This window comes from Paenibacillus sp. JT22N12, assembly GCF_056269365.1.
Genome location: NZ_JBWDNU010000007.1, coordinates 74,462 through 89,232 on the forward strand (window position 1 = coordinate 74,462; position 14,771 = coordinate 89,232).

The following is a 14,771-nucleotide window of genomic DNA, read 5'->3' on the forward strand; positions in this document are numbered from 1 at the left end:
TCTCTTTTCTTTATTTGGGATAATTTACATTCTCCAGTCAATCAAACTCTCAACAGCATTGACATCAAAAGTAGGTATTTTTAAATTTTCTGCAACCTTTTTTCGCTCTGCATAAGAGTCATCAATAAAGATTGCATTTTCTTCATTAATATGAAGATATTTTTCATCATCAGGTCCAAGCCAGATAATAGAATTGAAAATTTTGTCAAGGCGGAAATACTGTAGTGTTGTAGTTATATTTTCCTTATGCTTAGTAATTAAATGTACTGTTTTAGAGTTATTAATACTTTGAAATACAAAAGCCATAACAAAAGGATTTATCTTATTTTGAATTATTACTGTATCGTCTAAATCCAGATAAATATGTTCATATTCATAATCAATAATAAATCGACTTATCAAGGCTCGGTCCATCACAATATTAAATTGGTTTTCTAAAATTTCAACATCGATCCCCATTTTATTGAATAGACTGAGTGCAGCAAAATTAACCCCTTTATTCCGATACATCCCCATAGATCCAGCAATTCTAGGTGCTATTTCTAGCAAAACGAGTTCATGATCTGCTCGCTCTTTCACTTGAAAAAACCATGCCCCCTCCAATTGAAGTCGTTGATTAATGGTGGAGGCGATTTTCTCAAATCGATGATCAATAAAAGGCGATGTATCTGCGCTAATCCCATTGCTTATTCTTCTTCGTATTCTTCCTTTAGCAATCAGTAGATTACCACTTCTATCAGTAAAACAATCCACTGTATATTCTTTCCCTGGAAGAAGCTCCATGATAATAATAGTAGGATCTAAATTTAGTTGAACTCTTAATTCATTTATATTACTTGCTATTCCAGTCCCTTTCGATCCTTGACCTTCATCAGGTTTATAGTACACTGGATAGTCTATAATCATATTCAATGGATCAGTATAGAGTTTGGGAACTTCTAGGAGTTCCTGAAAATAACGATAAGTATGGCTTTTTGAACGACAAATTTTACAAGTTTCATATGAAGATGCTATAATTTCAGCATTCAATACTTTCCTATATTTTGATAATTCTGTAACCACACTGTCATGAGCAGGATAAATGTAATCTATTTCATATTCTCTTACAATTTTCTCAATCTCCGAGAAAAATAAGGGCGAATCTACCATAGGTAATCCTTCTATATAATTTCTATAAACAAATCTTCCATGATTTGACTTCACACTACTCGCTCCGAACAACCTAAAATGAGTAGAATTCCCTAAAGCACGATTTATCTCAAGACCAATTTCAGAACCACAGGGAAAAACTAGCACATTCTTCACCAATATATCCCTCTTTCGTTTACTAAATAGCATTACTGGATAATTTTTTCAGAAATCAGCCAATCACGTAAAACTTCTTTGGATATAGCATCCTTCAAATCAGGCCTCGGCTGTTTTTCCACATTACCGTATTTTATATCATATTTGTTTCTTGAATTGTGATATAACGGAGGCAAGATAAACATATCTTCTGTTTCAAGAGCTCTAGGGAGCTCACTTTCTGATAATAATTCTTCATACATCTTTTCGCCAGGGCGGAGCCCTGTCCTTTCCACTACAATCTTGTTTTCAATTCTTGCCTTTTCATTTTCCTCAATTACAATTTCGACTAAGTGACCCAGTCTGATAACTGGCATTTTAAGAACAAAAACTTCCCCGCCTATGGAATTCTTATTTGCCTTTAAGATAAGGTTTACAGCCTGTTTCGGTGTCATCATATATCTGAGCATATCTGGGTCTGTTAAAGTAATTGCCCGTCCTTCCTTAATCTGACTAATAAACAAAGGAATTACCGACCCTCGTGATCCCATTACATTTCCAAAACGAACAGAAGAAAAAATGATTGGTTTAGGACCTTTTTGATACTCCGCAGCTGAAATCATTCGTTCAGCAGTCAATTTAGTTGCCCCATAGGTGTTAGTTGGTGATATTGCTTTATCGCTACTAGTAAACAAAACTTTAGAAACACCACATTGAATTGATGCCTTAATCACATTTTGTGTTCCAATAACATTAGTTTGTACAGCCTCGAACGGGTTATATTCACATGCTGGAACATGTTTCATTGCCGCCAAATGAAACACATAATCAATATCCTCCATAGCTCTCGTTAACCTGTCTATATCTCTAATGTCACCTATTAAATACCTGAGTGTGTTACTATATTGGCTTAATAATTGTTGCATCTCAAATTGTTTATGCTCATCTCTACTAAAAATACGAATAACCGCTGGAGAATCTTTGAGAAGTACACGAACTAATTGATGTCCTATCGTCCCTGTTCCTCCAGTAATAAGTATCTTCTTGCCCTCATACATCCCCATCAAAGCTTCGAACTCCTTTACTACTCAATAGCTTAAGCATCACTATTAAATAATCTGATCAGAACAAAAATAATATTTAGCGCCTTAATTTCACCTTTTATAATAGTTTACTGATGGTCCTACATGAAAAATGATTATTCTCAAGTTGCATGTATGGATTCCTTTTTGCTTCTATCCTTTATTCTGACAAGTCCCTCCTCAACCAGCTTCAAGATATCCGGAGTGAGTTCTTGCATTTTTATAATAATTTTTCCAACAATTTCACTGAAAAGCGCTGCTTTCTTAATCAGATTCTTCTCATCTATTAATGCCGGGCGCTCACGATCAAACTCATAAATATCATTTTTCATCGCAGTCAGGTAAATCGTATTAAAAGATGTACTTACAACAATAGATTCCCACTCGGTTTCAATTTCAACCATTGTATTTAAACATTTTTGTTGATTCGTGCGGCTCAATTCCGATAACTTACTCAATTTCTTACTCATTCGTTTAAGCTTTATTTCCAACTCACTTACTTGCTTATTTATATCTATGGTTCTATTCAATGTTTCGGTCTTGCGCTTATCATCATAATGATATAGGTGTTGATTTATCATGCCTAATAAATAATTTGAACTGACTTGATTATCTTGCAGACTTTTTAAAACATCCTCCATTCTGGACCATGATGTATTTTTTATTTTTGCCCCAAGCTGAGAAGTATTAATGAAGCTGACAGAGGGATTTTTGGCAATCAACTCTTCTATATCCGCTAACGTAATCTGCATTATTTGGTTGGTTCGATTGGTTGAACCATGAACATTTTCCACTCTTATAGAAGCTTCCCTGATAATCCTATCATTATAATTCTGATTGAGATGCTTAGCGCCAGGTGCATAAATACTCTCACCAGGATAAGATAAATCTTGTCCGGTTAAAATGACCCTTTTACAGCCCATAAATACAGCTGCTTGTATAGCAGTGCCAGTTACAGAGTGTCCTGATTCAAACATGGGATCATTCTTGGAAAGTCCCATCAGATAATGAGTAATGAGATCATTTGAGAAAAAAGCATGGAGTAATTGTGGTTTATCCTCTATAATCCTATATTCGATTTGTGGCACATACAGAAGCGGTATATTTTTTGTGTCTATTCTTTCAAATACTTTATAGTTTGAGTTTGCTCCATCCATTGATACAATAAGATCAGGATCTATCCCATAATGCTGTAAAGATTGAATACTTGAGCCCGCTGCAATAATAATAGTGTGTCCTTTTAGATTTCTTAAATTTTCTATATCCGCTTCTAAAGAGGGGCCAGCTCCTACAATTACAGCCGTCAAACCTTCCAATTTATCCTTTAGACCTGCAATAGATTGGGTATGTAAATTCTGGTGCATATTATAGAGAATATTCTTTGTCCACTGTAATCCGAATTTTTCATACATCTGCCTAGAAGAAAAGTAATTCAATATGGCCGTTTTGGCATCTACATAAAATTCTCTTTTCTGCTCAATATTTAACTTGTCATAAACCGGGAGGGAAATTGTCGCAGTTTCCCCTTTTACTTGCTTTAAATATCGGTAAAACATATAGTCTCTATCTTTTTTATTCCGGCCTACAACAAATTCTTTTACATTCAATTGAGAAAATAAACGCTGCAAATCTATTATCTCCATTGCAGCCAGCAATACCTGTTCATCTGGCTCATACACATAGACCAGCTGCTGAGGATAAGATTTTGCAAACTGCTCCAAATGGTACCCCAAGCCAAAGCCATAAATAATTACATTCCGCTTTTCTCCAACAGTATGGGCAATCTGCCTGGTCCAGCGCTCAGCCTCATACCATGGATCATACCTACTGTACATATATACTTTTTTATCCTCGTTTATAGATATATATAAATTAGGTGAATTGTCCTGATTAAAAGTGATTTGATGTGTCTTGCTATTTCTCTTAAGAGAGGAGATTTGTAAAAAAACAGCTGAATAGTTCTTTTTCAGATAAACTAAATTTCTCTGATATTGATGGGTTCTATCGGATCGGCTTGGTCCCAAATCAGTGGAAAATTGTTTAAAAATAACCATAAGCTCATACTTGATAAAATCAGCAGCTTGTACATATTCATCTTCATCTACATACCGATTCATTTCTTTAAAGGCTAAATTAAAATTTTTAATTGTTTTATCAAATAATAAAAACAAGGCACTATATTGTTCTAAATTAGTAATACCTCTATATATAGAATTCATAGTTTTATATAAATCGTCCATCCCCCGAACAAGTTCTCCGAATATTTTCCATGATTCTTCAGTCATTTTATCAAAGAATAACTCCGAAACGGAATCGCAAGCCTCAATGATTCTGGGCAAGAAATCCTTCACTTCTTCTAAGACCTCTTCAATTTCGAGTCTTTGATCTCCCATGCCTGTTCCTCCTAGATGGTATATCTTTTATATCGGCTAAATGAAGCAAAAGTATAAGAAAAACCGCTAGGCAAATTCATCCTGGCGGCTGGAAAATATTAATTAAAATATGGACATGAATTTACTTCTTTTTATCAATAAAATAACTATCCCCAGAATACTTTTGTTCATAAATATTCCGTTGGAGCTTGTACCGATTTATTTTATCCAGTGCTTGAGAAGCTTGGTCACGAAGCACAACCATTTGACTAATAAGGATCTCATCGAATTTGTTTATATCCTGGATTCTAGCCTTCTCCTCTTGCGTCAGTTTCTCTTGGGCCTTTAACTCCTCAATAACTTCATCCCGAAGCAAAATCAATTCTTCAATAGCAGCTTGGTCAATAGCAGATACATTATTGGTCAATACCATTGTAAAATTATATAGTTTCTTTAAATGCGTGTTCATTAGAACTGACCTGCAGGTGCTGTTTTTAATGTTTGCTTCCATACTTCACGAAGCTCTTGAAGGTGCTGTAATACTTCCTCAGCGGAGCTTGCATTCTTCTTTACGTTAGCTTGAATTAATTGATGAAGCATATATTCGTAAATACGAACCAGTTCTTTCGATATGGGAAAATCAAAGTTAAGAGAAGCCGTCAGTTCATGGATGATGGACTGGGCTTTTTTCAGGTTCGTATTCGCCACATCAAATTGTTTGTTGTGAATGCCATCAATAGCAGCCTTCGTAAAACGTATAGCACCATCATAAAGCATAATGACAAGCTGTGCAGGCGAGGTTTGCACAGATGATTGCTGGTATGCACGATATGGCGAATTCATCAATTTTATTCACTCCTCTACATGAAGCTCGATAAACTGGATGACTGTGAGTTTAGCTTATTGATCGCAGTTTCCATAGCAGAAAATTGTCTATAATATTGATCCTCAATAATCGATAATCTTGCAGCCATACTTGATTCACTATCTTTCATAGAAGTAATCTGAGTGCTTAGAAGGGAGTTAGCCATAAAGGTAGAATTGATGTCTGTGCTGCTTGTAGATGTTCCTGCCTTGGTAGAAAGCATCTTCAAAGCTTCCAGAGTAGAGTCGGTCATCTTTGCAAAGATACCCGTTGTGCTACTACTAGGTGATTTATCGGTACTTGTCTGTGTAAATAAAGCAATAACCTTATCCGGATCACCTTCAATGGCAGCCCGAAGCTTGCTCTCATCCTTGAGCACCAATTTGCCTTTATCGAACCATTCTCCCGTCTCGATACCCAGGGATTGGATATCCAGACCATCTACTGCTGCTGTAGAAGCTATTCTCAAATCGGAAGTCAGCTTGGATAGTATAGAATCATTCTTCAGCAGACCACTATGCGCCTTATCTTCCCATAAAGTAATCTGACTCTCTTTCATGTCCTCTTTTTGGGCATCTGTTAACGGTGTATATCCTCTGTACTTCTCCTCAGACAGCTTCGAGTTGATGGTTTCAATCAAGCTATTATAATCACTGATAAAAGATTTAATAGTGTTGACGATTTTATCGGTATCCGTTGCTACGGTTACCTTGGAATTCCCGTTTGTACCCGATACGGCTTTAGCAGTAAAGTCAATTCCGTTTACATTAAACTGATTGCTCTTCTGGGTGTATACGATTCCATTAATCTCTACTTCAGCGTCATTTCCGGCCGTTTTTGCCGCCGTGAAGGAAGTAGGAATCCCAGTCACCGGTACATCTCCAGCACCTGTTTTCGTATTCGAAATGGAGAACTGCCCAGTCGTTTCATTATAGATGGCTGTTGCATTTGTATTCTTGTTTGCATTAATTTTTTTGACCAAATCACTAAGCTTGTCTGTGGCAGAATAACTAACGTCTACATTCGTTGAAACACCTTTATCATTGACAACATTAAAGGTTAATTTGCCGGTTCCTCCAGATAGGCTGAACCCCAGATCAGCAAGGGTTTTGCCTGCAGTGCTATCAACCGTTTCATCCGAATCATTATCAACATTGTAAGTGAAAACCGTATTTGCCGTTGTTGCAATTTTATTGACTTTGACATCCAAAGTACCAGCAGCAGATGATGCAGCAGAATTAATGGCTATCGAACTCGTGTTGCCGCTCACCTCCGCTTTCTTGGCCCCAATGGAATTGGATAAATTATAGCTCGATAGCTTGTTGTTTCGAAAATCGACGATCTTCGTGCTTATGCTCCTGTAAGCCTCCTGCTGCCACTCCACCGTAGTACGCTTCTGAACCAAGGTATCCAGCGAAGTGCGGCGAGCCTTCATTAACTCACTTACCATGCCGTCTACATCCATACCGGATGCAAGCCCCGTAATTCTCATATGCCAAACCTCCTATATCTTCTCATCTATAAGTATGCCGTTAATTTCCATAAACTTCGCAACCAAATCCAATGTCTTCTCAGGAGGAATTTCCCGGATCAATTCCCCGGTATCCTTGTTTTTTACCTTTACAATAATTGTATTGGTTTCTTTATGGACAGACATCTCAAGCATCGTATCCGGACCCTGAATAGCCTTCAGAGCACGCTCAATATTCTTCACGACTTGCTCGTCTCCTACCGATATTTTTTCCCCACTTCGCTCGGCCTTCTGCAAAGCATCTACAGAGTGAATTCTCGTAATTGTTTCGTCCGCAGTCGCAGCCGGAACACTATTCACAGTTTTATCTGTTGTATAGCTCGTCGTGTTGTTTACTGAAGATACATTGATTGACATATGCCCACCCCGATTCAATAATCTTTCTATTATCAATATCGGTAGAAAGCCGCTTGATTATTAGCTTTAATTCCCTCCATTCAAGAAAATGCTATATGTAGGGAAAGAAAAGAGACCTTGAAAATATCAAGGTCTCTCCACTTGAAATAAGAATTAACGAAGCAAGGATAATACGCCTTGCGGCTGTGAGTTTGCTTGAGCCAACATCGATTGCGAAGCTTGCAGCAAAATGTTGTTCTTGGTCAACTCGACCATTTCCTTCGCCATATCAGTATCACGGATTCGTGATTCGGAAGCTGACAGGTTCTCAACAGTCGTTCCCAAGTTGTTTGAAGTATATTCCAAACGGTTTTGTTTAGCACCCAATGCAGCGCGCTCTGTGGAAGTGTTTTTAATTGCATCCTCGATTGCAGACAGATCAGAGCTGCTTGACAAGCCTTTAATTCCAGTGGTTGAAATCGCATCGATCGTGATCGTACCGGAAGCATCATCGATTTGGATCGTAGCGCTGGAAGTAATGTTGATTCCGTTGAATTTAGTGTCATCAAAGATCTTATCGATTTGTTCACCGAGTTCATCTAATTCTTGATCGATATTAGATTTGTCACCGGAAGAGTATGTACCGTTCAGTTTTTGAACGTTCAACTCTTTCATACGAGTAAGCATGGAGCTAACTTCATTCATTGCGCCCTCAGCTGTTTGAACGAAGGAAATTCCGTCTTGAACGTTGCGTTGAGCTTGCTCAAGACCACGGATTTGACCGCGCATTTTTTCAGAAACGGCAAGACCAGCGGCATCGTCAGCTGCACGGTTGATGCGAAGACCAGAAGAAAGTTTCTCCATGTTCTTGCTGGTTGCAACGTTGTTCAAACCCATGTTGCGGTGTGTGTTAAGCGCTGTGATATTGTGATTAATACGCATTTGTAATTTCCTCCCTGAATGGTCGTATAGTGCCCACATCCGTGTGGTATACCGGGTCGAGGTCGGCCGCCCTTAACCGGTGCTACTATATATATCGGCGAAACATGGCAAACATTTATAGCTTCTCATCACTTTCTTTTATTTTTTTCATTCTATCCTTAATGGCTTGAAGATCGCTTAACAGCGCCGCGGCTTCCTGATTTGTTTCCTTTACCATAGAATAGATTTCTTTTCGCAAAACTTCGATTTCTTTGGGCGCGTTGATACCAATTTTCACCGTATCTCCTGTCACTTCCAATATTGTAATTTCAATATTGTCCTGGATGATAAGGGATTCTCCTTTTTTTCGTGAGAGTACAAGCATTGCGACGCTCCCTTCTATCTATTTCCCGCTGTAGAAAATAGTGTGTGCTTCGTCATATAATTAGTTTTCCCCAAAACAATCTGTTTGCCCAAATTCTTGTTAATATTAAAAATGAGAGGGGCGACCAAATTAATTGTCGCCTCATCCAGTTGCTCTTGAACACTGATGATCGAGCGAATAAGCACCTCTACCTCTGATGTGATTCCTAACTCCGCAAGTGCAGAATCCGGAATTTCAAAATCGTAATCCGCATAAAACAAAAATGGATCAGCCAGCACAAAAACCAGCTTCTCATTCGTAACCGATTGCAAAAAGGAGAAGGGTTCATCTTCTTCAGGTGATATAATAACAAATGTTGTGTTCTCTTCAAATCCCGGCAATCCTTTAGGAAACCTATAAATATCTTCATCTGAAATGTTCAGTTCTCCGAAACGACTTGTACGAAGCTCCATCTTTTCCACACTCCATTCATGTTGCCATCTTAGCTAATTCGAATGAAAAAAGCTATAGAATGAAACCGACTAGGGTCCCCTATAGCTTAATGTTCATCAACTGCAAACTTAAACGAGCATATTCATATTAGCTACCTGAAAGCGTATCGATGCATATTGCTCCATATATACGTTGATATTACCACGCTGATATTGAATTTCGGGCTTATTCACTTGTACCTGGGTATCTACCTTCCCCGGATTTATTTGAATATCGGGATGATGAACAGTGAAATGAATGTCCACATTTTTGGCAGTGGCGGGACCGAAAACTTCGACGTCCGGCGCTCCTTCCAGCATACTTTCCAATGCGATATCCGGAATTGGATCCTGTCGTATACGCAAATCCCCCATTCTATTTCCTTTCTCCACAATAAGCGCTATACCTTGCAGTGCGATTTGGGGCATTTGGGAATAGATGCGAGTGATGAAAGCAGTTGGTTTTCCACCGTTGAAGGCTTCCCACATCCGGTCCTGGTTAATATCTAATTCAGGAGCCTGGGATTGAATATTTATTTGTGCAGGAGAGGACTCTATATGGACATCTGCTCTACGGGTTTTGATATCATAGAAACCTGGCTGGGTCTCAATCCCGATGCGCCCTTTTTGTGACTCTGCTTGAATCACGGGAAGCTTCATTGCTACTCACACCCTATCGGAGAAAATCAACGAGTGAAGGCGAAATCACTTTGGATCCTACTGAGAGGGACGCTTGATAAATATTTTCATTGACCTTGGAATCAATGAGCAATTGCTCGTAATCGGCATCTTCAACATTGGATTGCATGGATGTTAAATTAAGTTCCAAATCATCAAGGCGATTCTGCATCAGTTCTACACGATTGACTCTTGCACCGATATCAGAGGCGGCATTTAGAACTTTGTTCGTTCTTGTTTCCAAGCTGCTTAACTGCGCCGATACATCGGCATGATTGCCAGCAGCCAAAGAAGCCATAATATTATCAAGTACAGTGAACACATTGTCCGATTCACCCGGATTACCAAAAACTTCATTTCCAGTAACATTGACAGGCAGAACTACGCCGACTCCAACAGCATAAGAGACTTCTCCTTCATCGGTTACAACTGCTGAGGCATCAAACCCTGTAGCGGCTTCATCATATGGCTTCTTATCATAGGTTTGACCATTAAAAACATATTTGCCATTCATTTTACTATTTGCAATATCAATTAGCTGCCCCTTTAATTGGCCGATTTCATCCCGAATGTTATCAAGTGCGACTTGGGGGTTCGTACCGGTGGAACCTTGTACAACAAGCTCTTTTACCCTTTTCAGAACATCTCCCGCCTGATTCAGCACGGTATCGTTAAAATCCAGCCAAGAATGGGCGGAGTCCGCGTTTTTCTGGTATTGCTCATTAGATGCGAGCTCCCCGCGGTAACGCAGCGCATAGGTGATACCGACTGGATCATCCGATGCTTTATTGATCTTACGGCCTGTTGTCAACTGATCCTGCAAACCTTCCATCTGGGAGAGGTTGCGGTTCAGGTTGCGCGAGAGCTGCATTTGCATCATGCTTTGAGTGACTCGTAGTGACATTATGATCCCCTCCTATTCTTAACGGCCGACCGTTCCGGTTCCGTTGATTAATTTTTCGAGCATTTCATCATAAGTTGTCATAAATCGCGCAGAGGCGCTGTAGGCATGCTGATATTTGATCAGGTCGGACATCTCCTCATCAAGTGAGACACCGCTGACCGACTGTCTGCTGCCTTCAACCTGATCGGTCTGTGCCTGCGCATTCTGGTATTGACGCTGGGATTCCTGCGACTGCACGCCAAGCGAACCCACCATCGAATTGTAAAAGTTGCTGATTGTCGCTTCGGAAATCCCGTTGCCCGTTGCGGACTGGTCAAATTTGAATTTTACGTCGCTCAGCTCGGACATCAAAAGAGCCATGCTGTTATTGCCCTTCACAACCGATGCAACGCCGCCTGTCGTAATCGTCCGCATGGATGTTGCTATTTTATTGGCGTCATTGCTGATAGCCGTATTAAGCTGAATGGAGGACGCCGTTATAGCGGTCGTCCCCGCCTTGAAAGTAAAGAAATCCTGCCCTGCCGTTGCCGGCTCCTCAAGCGTATAACCCAATTTATGCAAGCCGTTGATTCCTTTAACCGTCATCACCGTATCTGCGGCAAGCGGAGTTGTCGTTCCAGGAAGAATGGAACCGGCAGGCACGGTGACATTAATATCGCCATTGGCGAGTGTATTGGCCAGCACGTCCAACTGGCGCTGATAGTCGGCCACGTAGACATCGCGGGAAACAATCATTCCGAATACTTCGCCGTTATTCAAATCTCCCGATTGATAAGCGGTTGCCACAGAAGCGGCGGTTAACGGAGTCGCTGTATCACCGGTCAATAGATTGGTAGCTCCCATAGCGATCGTGTAGCCATCGGGCGTGTTGGTCACTTGAATATTCACGATCTGCGACAGCTGATCTGTTAACAAGTCCCGCTGGTCCTGCAGATCATTGGCATTGTCGCCAAGAGATTCAATACGTTTGATTTCGGAATTGAGCGAAGAGATGGTACTGAGCAGCGTATTAGCTTGTGTTACTTTCACATCGATGCTGCTCGTTAGATCGGCGCTCAAATCGGACAGCTGCTTGCTGGTCTGGTTGAAGGAATCCGTTAAAGCCAAAGCGGTTTCACGAACGATTTTACGTCCTGTAACATTCTCCGGGTCTTTGCTCAAATCGGACCACGATTGATAAAATTTATCCATAACCGTGCGGATCCCCGTATCCGATGGCTCGTTGACGACAGCCTCCAGCTTGCTCAGCGTATCGGATTGGACCGACCAGCTTCCCAGATATTTGCTCTGATTGCGGAATTGATCGTCCAGATAAGCCGTACGGATCCGGTTGATTGCCGTGAACTCCACACCTGTCCCGAGCTGTCCCGGAGCCGTAGAGCGGTTCATGCCGAATGCTTCCATAGGCCGGCTCGCAACCATAGTCACTCTTTGGCGGGAGTATCCGTCCGTATTTGCATTCGAAATATTATGGCCTACCGTATTGATTGCCGCTTGTTGAGTCAATACGCTTCTTTTGGCCGTTTCAATGCCATGAAAAGTTGACGCCATTGCAGGTTGCCTCCTCTATCTACCCTCTTGTATCGAAAAAACCGTTTCGTTGATTCCCGTAACCGGTATTCATCGGATGCTGGTAGGTAACCGAATCATTGGGATCCTCGATGACAAGATCAATTGAATAATCAATAAATTTGAGCGATTGCATCGTAAGCTCCTGGTTGAGTTTATTGACCTTCTGAAGCTCATCCAGCAATCCCGTCAGCTTTCCATGGAGCTCGGTTAGTTCTTTTTTTTCCTGCGGAGATGTGATGGTTCGAATGATATCAATTATCTTGCCGCCCTTGTATCGGATCACGCCAATGCTTTGAAAATAGCTGTGCGAATACTGCATCCGCTGCAGCTCCAGCTTCTCGGCCTGCACCAGCAGCTTGCGCTCCTTTTGGATGATTGCATTCAACTGCTCCACTTCGTTCTTCACAAGCACGGGAGTTTTCAGCTTGGCCGTTTCCAAAAGCAGCGCATACAGCTCCGCCTGCTTCTCCAGCGTTTCGACGATGATTTCAACTGACACAGGGCTCACCTATTTTCATAATGGTTGTTTAGTTGTCTTTCTTCTTATCTGTCAGATACGGAAGCAGCTTCTCGGCAATTTTACCGGCGTCAACATGATAGCTCCCAGTGCTTACGGATTGCTTCAGTTCGTCGATACGCTTGCTTTGGTCGGCTTTGCTTGTGCGGCTGTATGATAGCATCTCTTGCGCCTCTGCTGAAATTTGTACCTCATCGATTTGCCGCTTGCGTCCTGCATTCTCAGTCCGCTGCTCGTTCTGCTTCTGATAAGGGTTCATTGCTCCAATTCTCTGTGTTTCATTGATTTTCATTGTAATCCCTCCAAATGTAAGGCAACCATCAGGATCGGCAGTCAGGTGCCGTCCCCTATATATTAAATCAAAGTACAGAGAAGATGTATATTTTACTACGTAAAAAAGCCGATAACTCTGTATAAGAGTATTATCGGCACTTTTATATAAAAATTTATAGAAGAATGGATATCGTTATTTTCGATCGCGAAGACGGTCCATAATCCGGTAGGCTGCCGCTGCGGAGGAAGGCGGTTTCTCCGGCTCTTCTTTGGCTGTCTGCTGCGCGTTTGATTTTTTGACATCCGCCAGAAGCCGGGTCTTGCAGTCCAGACACATGTTGCCATCCCGAATGAGCGTTCCGCAAGCCTCACATGGATAAGATAAATTAGGGGCATCGATGAGAGAGATCCGGCCCTCTCGAATGAATTTGGTAATTTGTTTAATCGTAATCCCCGTCTCATCGGACAATTCGTTGATCGTTGTTCCTCTGTTTTTGCGTAAATAATCGGAGCATGTCTGGTATTCCTGATCAATGACTTTAATGCAGGCGGGACATACTTCACGAAAGTTCTTGGCAAACAATTTGCCGCATCGCGGGCAGTTGTCGAGCTCCATGCCTCTTGCCTCCTTCTACAGCACGTACACTTACCTTTATTCTAACTCATAATTTGACAATATTCATCATCTTTTTCAAATGTTTGCGTCATCTCGATCTCCCATATAACGGTAATTAACTTAGGACCTGGATAATGTCAAAATAAAAATTTCGATTATGCCGTTTGAAGAGCTCCTGCGGTACGCGTCCTGGATCGCATGAGCACAGGCATTGACTGTGCTTCCCGTCGTATAAATATCATCAATGATCATCAGCCGGGGTCTATGATTCTGTAAACTTCCCTCCGGACGAATCGATGAAAGCTGAAGCAGCATAGATGTAAAACTATCATGATCCACTGCAAATAGATTCTCGGCATCCTTTATACGGGCGCCCCTGGTTTTGAAGCTTTGCTTGCCGCTATGCCGCGTTCGTCTTAAAATATCGAATACCGGATGTCCGCTGCGTTCTGCCATAATCCTGGCGAGCCGTTCGGCCTGGTTGAAGCCGCGTTCAAGAAGACGTTCTTCGCTCACCGGCACGGGAATGAATCCGTTGATGGCAAAGGCTTCCGACCTTCCTGTCATCTCTGTGACCGTCTGTGAATATGCAGTGAAGAGCATCTCTCCAAGCAGCGGCGCAATCGCTTCATGGCCGCGGTATTTATATAAAGCGAGCCACTCTCTTATGAGCGGACTATATCGAACAGCGCTGCGGTTGCATATAAATGCCGTATCCTCGCGGCGCATGCAGTCCGGACAGTGCTCGGGCCGTCCACAAACCGGGCAATGAATATGCCTGATCCATGGTATAGCCTGCTGGCAGTCTCCGCAAAGAGCGGAGACTGGGGCATCCGCCGCACGCCGTGACGCATTGCCGCACATCAGACACTGGCTGGACGATGGCGCCAACAGAGCGGTAATGCTATGAATAGCTTTCGGTAATGTTTGGTGCAGCAGGCTCCAAAAGGATGGCATGGGCTCTG

17 protein-coding genes are annotated in these 14,771 nt (G+C 41.5%); all 17 read right to left on the reverse strand.

Translation table 11 applies throughout. From position 1 onward, the window contains the following. Positions 1-24: 24 nt before the first annotated feature. The 17 genes from AC0YOA_RS23740 to AC0YOA_RS23820 all read right to left on the reverse strand — a co-directional run bounded on the left by AC0YOA_RS23740 (position 25) and on the right by AC0YOA_RS23820 (position 14,763). On the reverse strand, positions 25-1,305 hold the full coding sequence (locus tag AC0YOA_RS23740; RefSeq protein ID WP_475788752.1) for an ATP-grasp domain-containing protein: 1,281 nt from the start codon (positions 1,303-1,305) through the stop codon (positions 25-27). Between the two features lie 32 nt (positions 1,306-1,337). Continuing rightward, positions 1,338-2,348, reverse strand: coding sequence for an SDR family NAD(P)-dependent oxidoreductase (locus AC0YOA_RS23745; protein ID WP_475788753.1), 1,011 nt, complete (start codon positions 2,346-2,348; stop codon positions 1,338-1,340). Between the two features lie 140 nt (positions 2,349-2,488). Beyond that, positions 2,489-4,759, reverse strand: coding sequence for a motility associated factor glycosyltransferase family protein (locus tag AC0YOA_RS23750; protein WP_475788754.1), 2,271 nt, complete (start codon positions 4,757-4,759; stop codon positions 2,489-2,491). Between the two features lie 121 nt (positions 4,760-4,880). Beyond that, the gene (locus AC0YOA_RS23755) at positions 4,881-5,207 is read right to left on the reverse strand and encodes a hypothetical protein (protein WP_475788755.1); all 327 of its coding nucleotides are present in this window, start codon (positions 5,205-5,207) and stop codon (positions 4,881-4,883) included. Further along, entirely contained in the window at positions 5,207-5,584 is a 378-nt protein-coding gene (gene fliS, locus AC0YOA_RS23760; protein WP_475788756.1) for a flagellar export chaperone FliS, read from the reverse strand. The genes AC0YOA_RS23755 and fliS overlap by 1 nt, the downstream gene beginning before the upstream one ends. 14 nt (positions 5,585-5,598) lie before the next feature. Beyond that, a complete protein-coding gene (gene fliD / locus AC0YOA_RS23765; protein ID WP_475788757.1) occupies positions 5,599-7,095 on the reverse strand; it encodes a flagellar filament capping protein FliD in 1,497 nt (498 codons plus the stop codon). A 12-nt stretch (positions 7,096-7,107) separates the two neighbouring features. Then, a complete protein-coding gene (locus AC0YOA_RS23770) occupies positions 7,108-7,491 on the reverse strand; it encodes a flagellar protein FlaG (RefSeq protein WP_475788758.1) in 384 nt (127 codons plus the stop codon). Between the two features lie 153 nt (positions 7,492-7,644). Next, on the reverse strand, positions 7,645-8,412 hold the full coding sequence (locus AC0YOA_RS23775; protein ID WP_475788759.1) for a flagellin N-terminal helical domain-containing protein: 768 nt from the start codon (positions 8,410-8,412) through the stop codon (positions 7,645-7,647). Between the two features lie 115 nt (positions 8,413-8,527). Beyond that, a complete protein-coding gene (gene csrA, locus AC0YOA_RS23780) occupies positions 8,528-8,776 on the reverse strand; it encodes a carbon storage regulator CsrA (RefSeq protein ID WP_475788760.1) in 249 nt (82 codons plus the stop codon). A 14-nt stretch (positions 8,777-8,790) separates the two neighbouring features. Further along, positions 8,791-9,228 carry a flagellar assembly protein FliW gene (fliW, locus tag AC0YOA_RS23785; RefSeq protein WP_475788761.1) on the reverse strand — a complete coding sequence of 146 codons (438 nt, stop codon included), beginning with the start codon at positions 9,226-9,228 and terminating at the stop codon, positions 8,791-8,793. A 108-nt stretch (positions 9,229-9,336) separates the two neighbouring features. Then, positions 9,337-9,906 carry a DUF6470 family protein gene (locus tag AC0YOA_RS23790; protein ID WP_475788762.1) on the reverse strand — a complete coding sequence of 190 codons (570 nt, stop codon included), beginning with the start codon at positions 9,904-9,906 and terminating at the stop codon, positions 9,337-9,339. A gap of 13 nt (positions 9,907-9,919) precedes the next feature. Further along, the gene (gene flgL, locus AC0YOA_RS23795) at positions 9,920-10,828 is read right to left on the reverse strand and encodes a flagellar hook-associated protein FlgL (RefSeq protein ID WP_475788763.1); all 909 of its coding nucleotides are present in this window, start codon (positions 10,826-10,828) and stop codon (positions 9,920-9,922) included. Positions 10,829-10,846: 18 nt separating this feature from the next. After that, complete coding sequence (flgK, locus tag AC0YOA_RS23800; RefSeq protein WP_475788764.1) at positions 10,847-12,379, reverse strand: flagellar hook-associated protein FlgK; 1,533 nt, start codon at positions 12,377-12,379, stop codon at positions 10,847-10,849. Positions 12,380-12,398: 19 nt separating this feature from the next. Next, on the reverse strand, positions 12,399-12,899 hold the full coding sequence (locus AC0YOA_RS23805; RefSeq protein ID WP_210039011.1) for a flagellar protein FlgN: 501 nt from the start codon (positions 12,897-12,899) through the stop codon (positions 12,399-12,401). Between the two features lie 28 nt (positions 12,900-12,927). Further along, positions 12,928-13,209 carry a flagellar biosynthesis anti-sigma factor FlgM gene (gene flgM, locus AC0YOA_RS23810; protein ID WP_210039012.1) on the reverse strand — a complete coding sequence of 94 codons (282 nt, stop codon included), beginning with the start codon at positions 13,207-13,209 and terminating at the stop codon, positions 12,928-12,930. 174 nt (positions 13,210-13,383) lie between these two features. Continuing rightward, positions 13,384-13,806, reverse strand: coding sequence for a TIGR03826 family flagellar region protein (locus AC0YOA_RS23815; RefSeq protein WP_475788765.1), 423 nt, complete (start codon positions 13,804-13,806; stop codon positions 13,384-13,386). A gap of 120 nt (positions 13,807-13,926) precedes the next feature. Then, a complete protein-coding gene (locus AC0YOA_RS23820; protein WP_475788766.1) occupies positions 13,927-14,763 on the reverse strand; it encodes a ComF family protein in 837 nt (278 codons plus the stop codon). Positions 14,764-14,771 lie beyond the last annotated feature (8 nt).

Excerpts from the sequence above, each read along its gene's own strand:
- AC0YOA_RS23745 (WP_475788753.1), bottom strand. The coding sequence starts at position 2,348 with ATGGGGATGTATGAGGGCAAGAAGATACTTATTACTGGAGGAACAGGG.
- AC0YOA_RS23750 (WP_475788754.1), bottom strand. The coding sequence starts at position 4,759 with ATGGGAGATCAAAGACTCGAAATTGAAGAGGTCTTAGAAGAAGTGAAG.
- AC0YOA_RS23755 (WP_475788755.1), bottom strand. The coding sequence starts at position 5,207 with ATGAACACGCATTTAAAGAAACTATATAATTTTACAATGGTATTGACC.
- fliD (WP_475788757.1), bottom strand. The coding sequence starts at position 7,095 with ATGAGAATTACGGGGCTTGCATCCGGTATGGATGTAGACGGCATGGTA.
- AC0YOA_RS23770 (WP_475788758.1), bottom strand. The coding sequence starts at position 7,491 with ATGTCAATCAATGTATCTTCAGTAAACAACACGACGAGCTATACAACA.
- AC0YOA_RS23775 (WP_475788759.1), bottom strand. The coding sequence starts at position 8,412 with ATGCGTATTAATCACAATATCACAGCGCTTAACACACACCGCAACATG.
- csrA (WP_475788760.1), bottom strand. The coding sequence starts at position 8,776 with ATGCTTGTACTCTCACGAAAAAAAGGAGAATCCCTTATCATCCAGGAC.
- fliW (WP_475788761.1), bottom strand. The coding sequence starts at position 9,228 with ATGGAGCTTCGTACAAGTCGTTTCGGAGAACTGAACATTTCAGATGAA.
- AC0YOA_RS23790 (WP_475788762.1), bottom strand. The coding sequence starts at position 9,906 with ATGAAGCTTCCCGTGATTCAAGCAGAGTCACAAAAAGGGCGCATCGGG.
- flgL (WP_475788763.1), bottom strand. The coding sequence starts at position 10,828 with ATGTCACTACGAGTCACTCAAAGCATGATGCAAATGCAGCTCTCGCGC.
- flgK (WP_475788764.1), bottom strand. The coding sequence starts at position 12,379 with ATGGCGTCAACTTTTCATGGCATTGAAACGGCCAAAAGAAGCGTATTG.
- flgM (WP_210039012.1), bottom strand. The coding sequence starts at position 13,209 with ATGAAAATCAATGAAACACAGAGAATTGGAGCAATGAACCCTTATCAG.
- AC0YOA_RS23815 (WP_475788765.1), bottom strand. The coding sequence starts at position 13,806 with ATGGAGCTCGACAACTGCCCGCGATGCGGCAAATTGTTTGCCAAGAAC.
- AC0YOA_RS23820 (WP_475788766.1), bottom strand. The coding sequence starts at position 14,763 with ATGCCATCCTTTTGGAGCCTGCTGCACCAAACATTACCGAAAGCTATT.